The organism is Bacillus sp. lyk4-R2A-2 (genome assembly GCF_030209735.1).
Taxonomy (GTDB): Bacteria; Bacillota; Bacilli; order Bacillales; family Bacillaceae; genus Bacillus; species Bacillus pumilus.
Window position 1 is genome coordinate 48,990 of sequence record NZ_JARVRK010000016.1, and the last position, 6,220, is coordinate 55,209.

The window sequence follows — 6,220 nt, forward strand, 5'->3', positions numbered from 1 at the left end:
TTATCCCTCCTGCAACATCAACACCAATTGCTCCATCAGCCCTTGGGCATTCACGTTGGATTGAAGTCTCTTTTTCGCTTCTAATACAGCAAGGATCTGGTTCGTCACCATCTGCTGTGTGGAATGCAGCGCGTGCTGCTTCATTGTCTGGAATAAGTCTTGATAAATGACTTTATCTTCATTTCCTATTTGAATCGACAATACATCACGATATATAAATAAAAGCATATCCAGACCTGTTTCTTGAAGGTCTTTCTCTTTGAAATAAGGCATCCATTGATCCTGTATATAAAAAAATGCATGTTCTTTTCGCTGGTGTAAGACTTCATACAATTTTATCACTTTCGCTCTAGACTCTGCAAACTGATCATTTCGACTTAATTCGAGTGCTTCTGCTAAATTGTTGGTTAAATTCGACAAAAGCCTTGCAAGATGCTGAGATACGCCTTCTTGTAATAGCTGCTGCTCCAAGGATTGTGGCTGCAGCGGCTGAAAGCTGAGCATCTGACATCTTGAAATAATCGTATCCAACATTTTATGCGATTGCTCAGTGATTAAAATTGCCATCGTTTCCCGGTTAGGCTCCTCTAGGAACTTTAATAAACTGTTCGCAGCATTAACCGTCATTTTGTCCGCATGAAGAATGATATACATTTTTCGGTGAGATTCCACACCTGCTTTTGTAAATTCCTCTTGCAATGCCTGTACTTGCGCTTTCTTAATTGATTGACCATCAGGCTGCACGAGATGTAAATCGGGATGGTTACCTGACTCAATCCTCTTGCAGTTTTGACAGGATTCACACGGTTTCACTCCTGATTCCAAGCAAAAAAAACTCTTAGCCAAAAGCATCGCAGCATCCCGCTTACCAGTACCCTTTTTTCCTTCAAATAAGTAGGCATGCGCAAGTCGATCTTTATCAATACTATTAAAAATCAGCCGCATGACGCGCGGCTGCAACTCATTCATGTCATCCCAGCTAATTGCCATGTTATCACTCTCTATGTGTAAAGGTTAATCAATAAACCTTTTATTTCTCCAATACGTTCAAGCAAATCAATAGATGGCTTCTCTTGGTCCATCATATCCTCTGTTAATTCAATCAGCTTTTCATCTAATGCTTTGACTAAAGCGAGTGTACGCGTGTTGCCATAAATGTCAAAGCTTCTTGATGTTTCTATATTTAACCCATTATCGACTGTCTCTTTCACAAAGCGCTTCACAAGACCTTTAAACCTAGCCAAGTCCTTTAAGTTTCGTGACTTTGTCAGCTTTTTACCGAACACTTCGATATCACTCAGCATAACCGTCAGCTGCTCTAAGCGCATTTTGCCGCTTTGCGTCTCCATCGATGCTTTAAAGGAGGCAGATGTCTGGCTTCCTTTCATGCCTTGGAGTTCACGCTTTTCTAAAAGCAGCCGCATATCTTGATTAATTTTCACAGCAACCCATCCTTAGAATTGATGAAATTGTTCAACTGGCAGAATAAAGACAGTAGCTCCACCAACTTCAACCTCAACAGGGTATGGTACATATGAATCTGCGTTACCACCCATTGGAGATACAGGTGCAATCATTTGATCACGTTTACGGCAATTTTCTTTTATAAGCTGTAACGCTTTATCCACTCGGACATCATCACAACCAATGATAAAAGTCGTATTCCCAGACTTTAAAAACCCACCAGTTGAAGCTAATTTTGTCACGCCGAATTGATGTTCAGTCAATATTTTCAACAACTTGCTGCTATCTTGGTCCTGTACAACGGCAACAATTAATTTCATTTGATTGGCCTCCTTTGTTTTAGGCACAGGTGACATGCCGATGTCTTCCTCTATATTATAACAACGATTGGGAATGAGGTCATTTTTGATTTTTCTTTAATGTGTCCTGAATCACTCGAAGTACTTCTTCATAGACATCTTGCATTGGCTGAGAAGCATCCACTACATGGAATCGTTCTGGTGATTGCGCAATAAGTAGTTCATAGCCTTCTCTGACCAACTGGTGGAAATTCAGCGTCTCCATGTCTAATCGATTCTTTTCTCTTCCTTGATTGGCGTGAATTCGCTTTAGCCCTTCCTCAGGTGTAATGGAAAAGTAAATCGTCATTTGCGGCATCGTGCCATCAATAGCAAAGTCGTTAATTGATCTGACTTGGTCAATTCCAAGCCCTCTCGCATAGCCTTGATAAGCAAGAGAGCTATCAACAAAACGATCACACAAGACTGTCTCTCCACGCTGCAATGCCGGTTCTACCTTTTCAGCCAAATGCTGCCTTCTTGCTGCTGCATACAGCAATGCCTCTGTTTTCGCGTCCATTTTTGTATTTTTTTCATTTAAAATGACTTCACGGATCTGTTCAGCAATGTCAATCCCACCCGGCTCGCGTGTCGCCATCACTGCATATCCTTGACGTTCCATTTCTTCGTACACTTTTCGTATCACTGTCGTTTTTCCGGCACCCTCTGGCCCTTCAAACGTAATAAACATACCACTCATAGTGTCTCCTCTTCTATATAAACATATAATTTTCTCTGATGAATGACCTGACTTGCTTGAATATGAACCTCGTGACCAAGCAAGCGGCTTAACGCCTCAATTTGTTCTTTTTCAATACGCTCTCCCTTAATCATCAAAGGAATTCCAGGTGGATAGGGAATAATGGATTCTGCACTCATCCGGCCTGCTGCATGTTCAAATGGGACAGCCTCTATGTCTTGATTTTGTACATCAGTCTCAATAGATATCGTCTCATTTTGGATATGTTTTTTTCCTTTGAGCAATGAATCACTTTGCTTAAGAGCCTGCTCGATCCGCTTGAAAGGAACGTTCTGCCTCTGTTCTAAGCTAAGTACAAGTAAAACCTGATGTTCGTCCGCAAGCTCTGGATGAACATCCACTGATTCAAGCACCTGCTTTAGTTCGTAACCAGTCAGTCCTTTTGTTGATCGAATGACGCATTTTAAAGGATCGGAATGTAGCGAGTCAGGTTCAACCACTTCAAGATGGGTCAGACGGTTGAACTGATCTTTCAGCTCTGTCAGTTCTTTCATGATTACATCCAATGTCCCTTTTCCTTTGATCTCCTCGACATAAGCTCTTGCTACATCTAATGAGGCCATAATTGGATAAGAGGGCGAACTACTTTGAAGCATCGTGAGCAAGGTTTTCAAACGCTTCGCATCGATTCGGTCCCCTTGAAGATGAAGATAGGAACCCATCGTCATTGCCGGAAGGGTTTTATGTGCTGATTGTACCACCACGTCCGCTCCATAGGAAAGAGCAGATGGAGGAAAGGCACCGGCTAAGACAAAATGCGCACCATGTGCCTCATCAACCAAAACAACCATACCTGCTTCATGACACATGTGAATCAGCTTTGATAAATCAGCTGCGTGTCCGTAGTAGTTCGGATAAGTCAAAACGATTGCCCGGCAATGAGGATGTTTTGCTATGGCTTTTCTCACTGTATCATCCGTCACATGTGTTGGAACGTGCAAGTGTGCGTCTATCTCAGCGTCTATCAAAATAGGCGTTGCCCCTGCAAGCTCGATCGCATGAAAGACAGACTTATGGCAATTACGCTGGACAAAAATCTCGTCTCCCGTGCGGCATGCTGTCATCACCATCGCCAAATTTCCGACTGTTGTGCCATTCACAAGGAAGAAGCTTTGACCTGAACCATATAGCTTAGTCAATAAATGTTCTGCCTCTTGGATGACCCCAGTCGGGTGATGAAGATCATCTAGGCCTTCAAGCTCCGTCACATCCAATTGAAGGATTGAAGCATAGTGAGACCGTGCCTCATCAAAAAAGACATCTCCATTGTGATGTCCTGGAACGTGAAAAGAATAAGGCTTCTTTTCCGCATGCTGTGCTAATGCTGTATATAAAGGTGTTCTCAAACAAATCGACCCTTTTCACTTTAACGATATCTTAAGTCTATTATAACGTTCAAACAAGTGAACCGAAAGATGGTTTCTCATTCCTTTATTGGATTCGCCAACTGCTGCTCTGCCTCATACATTCTGCTTTTCAATTGAGCTCGCTCTTGGCTTCCATGCTCTTTCACCTGTAATGTTTCCTGTAATGTTTCAGCTAATTGACGTTGAACCTTTTTCAACGTATCTATAGGGGCTAAAGATGCCTCTTCAAGAATCTGCCCCTGCTGTTTCGATACATTTTCATATGTTTTTTGGATTCGGTTCTCAAGAGCTGAATTGGCCCGCTGCTGAATATGTGTTAATGCAATCGACATTTGGTTGATCCATAGAGGAATAGATGCTGAAACAGTTGATTGAATGTGATTGGCCAATGTATGATTCGTATGCTGGATCATCCGAATTTGAGCATTACATTGCAATGCAATTTGCCGGCTTAACAGCAAATCATACTTTCGTTCCTTTAGTCTCTCCACATACTCTTCTTCATTGACTTCTTGACTCATCAATTGCTCCTCTAACGTCCGTTCAACAGAAAGTTGCGTTTCTGAAAGAGGCTGCTGCTCTAACGTTGTCATTTTCGCTTCAACTGCGGCAACCTGCATCGTCATCTCTTGAAAATATGTTTGATTTTCTTCAAATAAACGCTCTAATAATATATGATCCGAGATTAATACACCTCTTGCATAACGAAGCCTTGCGGACAATCTCTCGATCTGTGATTTTGCATGTTGAAATCGTGATATGATCTCCTGAATAGATCGCTTATCCCGTTGAAACCATTTCAAAAAAAAGCCCTGTTTCTTTGGCACTAAATCCTCAGGCTCCACTACTTGCAGCTGCTGCAAAAAGGCTTCAAGCACGTCTCCTATTTGATCGATATCTTTTTTCTCAACATATTTCATCATCTGTTGTGATTGTTCCAATAGTCGTTCCTGCACACGTGTACCATAGAAAAGGAGCTTTTGCGGATTTTCAGGGATCTGCTGAGCTCGCTGCACAGCTTCTTTTTTCTCTTCATCAGATAAGGTATCAAACACCCGAAACTGAAGATCTGTATTGGAGGCAGGTGATGTTGTGGCGCGATCTTCCGGTTTCATCGAGTTTGACTCCTTTCATCTATTTCTTCATCATTTTATCAGCTACTTCAAGCTCAATATGAAGAGCCTCTATATCTCTTCCTAACACTTGCTGCAAATCATTCGTCAATTGCTTTTGCAGCTCTGTCAATGTCACTCGGGTTTGGCTCAATGTCATTTCCAGCTCATGACTACGATTAGGCTGATTATACAAGAGTGCATATTTCTCAGTTAGTTCAACGACAGAATCCAAGCTTTCAAAATAAAAACGCTGTGCATCATAAAATCGATTAGGCTCTTTTTTTGTTATTGTATAGATTCGTCGTGCAAGCCGAAAAACTTCATAATTATGTTTGATCGTTTGTACGTTTTTCACAGCAAATAAAGCTTTTTTTAAACGCACAAGCTTTTGTCCTGCTTCTTTTAAATGCTGTTTGATATATACATAATCACTACGAGACAGTCCGTGTTTCTTTAAAAACAATTGGAAAGCAGTCCATCTGCTCCCCACAAACATCACGCCCCACCCAATCATCGCATACAGTATCGATAATCCAACATGATGATGGAAAACCCCTATACTGACGGTTAAAATCACAAGCGAAAAAAAAGTAGAGAGGATGGCCCATATAAATGTATAAAAGATTGATTTCATGTTCATCGACTCCTATGAATAATCAGGCTCTCTGTTTATCTTATTATGAATTACGGATGATGTCCAAACTAAGTTCCAAAAAACAAGCCCAATCCTTCATAGCTCATAAAAAAAGACCATCTAGTGGTCTATGAATACAAAGGCGGCGTATGAAGATTTTTAAGCTTTCTCACATAATCGGAATAGCTAGGATCCGAGGTCGATGTAGAAATTAACTTTCGCTCACAGTCGCGGCACAAAAACTGATGATATAAATAAATTCCCTTTGTCTTTTTCTCTTCACAAATCAAACAAATCGCTTCTCGCTCTTTTTTGCTCATTGTGACACCTCCACTTATAGCTTCAGTATGCCCTAGCGCTTTCAATTGTATACAAAATTAAGAATGTTTCAGATGGTAGTTTAGTATATGTATCCATGTCAGATCGGGTGTTTGTTCCTTTTCTTAAAAAACAAAAAAGACCAGTTCCGTATGGAACTGATCCTTATACAAGCTTGGCGGCGTCCTACTCTCACAGGGGGAGACCCCCAACTACCATCGGCG

General features: G+C 41.3%; 8 protein-coding genes. All 8 read right to left on the reverse strand.

Annotated features, from left to right (window positions below):
• Positions 1–990, reverse strand: a complete 990-nt coding sequence (gene holB, locus QRN39_RS18360; RefSeq protein ID WP_284907846.1) for a DNA polymerase III subunit delta' — start codon at positions 988–990, stop codon at positions 1–3.
• 11 nt (positions 991–1,001) lie between these two features.
• On the reverse strand, positions 1,002–1,442 hold the full coding sequence (locus QRN39_RS18365) for a YaaR family protein (RefSeq protein WP_044140388.1): 441 nt from the start codon (positions 1,440–1,442) through the stop codon (positions 1,002–1,004).
• Between the two features lie 12 nt (positions 1,443–1,454).
• A complete protein-coding gene (locus tag QRN39_RS18370; RefSeq protein ID WP_012008640.1) occupies positions 1,455–1,784 on the reverse strand; it encodes a cyclic-di-AMP receptor in 330 nt (109 codons plus the stop codon).
• A gap of 79 nt (positions 1,785–1,863) precedes the next feature.
• The gene (tmk, locus tag QRN39_RS18375; protein ID WP_003217977.1) at positions 1,864–2,502 is read right to left on the reverse strand and encodes a dTMP kinase; all 639 of its coding nucleotides are present in this window, start codon (positions 2,500–2,502) and stop codon (positions 1,864–1,866) included.
• Positions 2,499–3,908, reverse strand: a complete 1,410-nt coding sequence (locus tag QRN39_RS18380) for an aminotransferase class I/II-fold pyridoxal phosphate-dependent enzyme (RefSeq protein WP_106036300.1) — start codon at positions 3,906–3,908, stop codon at positions 2,499–2,501. The genes tmk and QRN39_RS18380 overlap by 4 nt, the downstream gene beginning before the upstream one ends.
• A 77-nt stretch (positions 3,909–3,985) precedes the next feature.
• Positions 3,986–5,044, reverse strand: a complete 1,059-nt coding sequence (locus tag QRN39_RS18385) for a toxic anion resistance protein (protein ID WP_284907848.1) — start codon at positions 5,042–5,044, stop codon at positions 3,986–3,988.
• A 19-nt stretch (positions 5,045–5,063) separates the two neighbouring features.
• Positions 5,064–5,678, reverse strand: a complete 615-nt coding sequence (locus tag QRN39_RS18390) for a 5-bromo-4-chloroindolyl phosphate hydrolysis family protein (RefSeq protein ID WP_212046568.1) — start codon at positions 5,676–5,678, stop codon at positions 5,064–5,066.
• A 128-nt stretch (positions 5,679–5,806) separates the two neighbouring features.
• Positions 5,807–5,998 (reverse strand): sigma factor G inhibitor Gin, encoded by a 192-nt coding sequence (locus QRN39_RS18395; RefSeq protein WP_003217973.1) that lies wholly within the window; start codon positions 5,996–5,998, stop codon positions 5,807–5,809.
• Between the last annotated feature and the right edge of the window lie 222 nt (positions 5,999–6,220).

Excerpts from the sequence above, each read along its gene's own strand:
- holB (WP_284907846.1), bottom strand. The coding sequence starts at position 990 with ATGGCAATTAGCTGGGATGACATGAATGAGTTGCAGCCGCGCGTCATG.
- QRN39_RS18370 (WP_012008640.1), bottom strand. The coding sequence starts at position 1,784 with ATGAAATTAATTGTTGCCGTTGTACAGGACCAAGATAGCAGCAAGTTG.
- tmk (WP_003217977.1), bottom strand. The coding sequence starts at position 2,502 with ATGAGTGGTATGTTTATTACGTTTGAAGGGCCAGAGGGTGCCGGAAAA.
- QRN39_RS18385 (WP_284907848.1), bottom strand. The coding sequence starts at position 5,044 with ATGAAACCGGAAGATCGCGCCACAACATCACCTGCCTCCAATACAGAT.
- QRN39_RS18390 (WP_212046568.1), bottom strand. The coding sequence starts at position 5,678 with ATGAAATCAATCTTTTATACATTTATATGGGCCATCCTCTCTACTTTT.
- QRN39_RS18395 (WP_003217973.1), bottom strand. The coding sequence starts at position 5,998 with ATGAGCAAAAAAGAGCGAGAAGCGATTTGTTTGATTTGTGAAGAGAAA.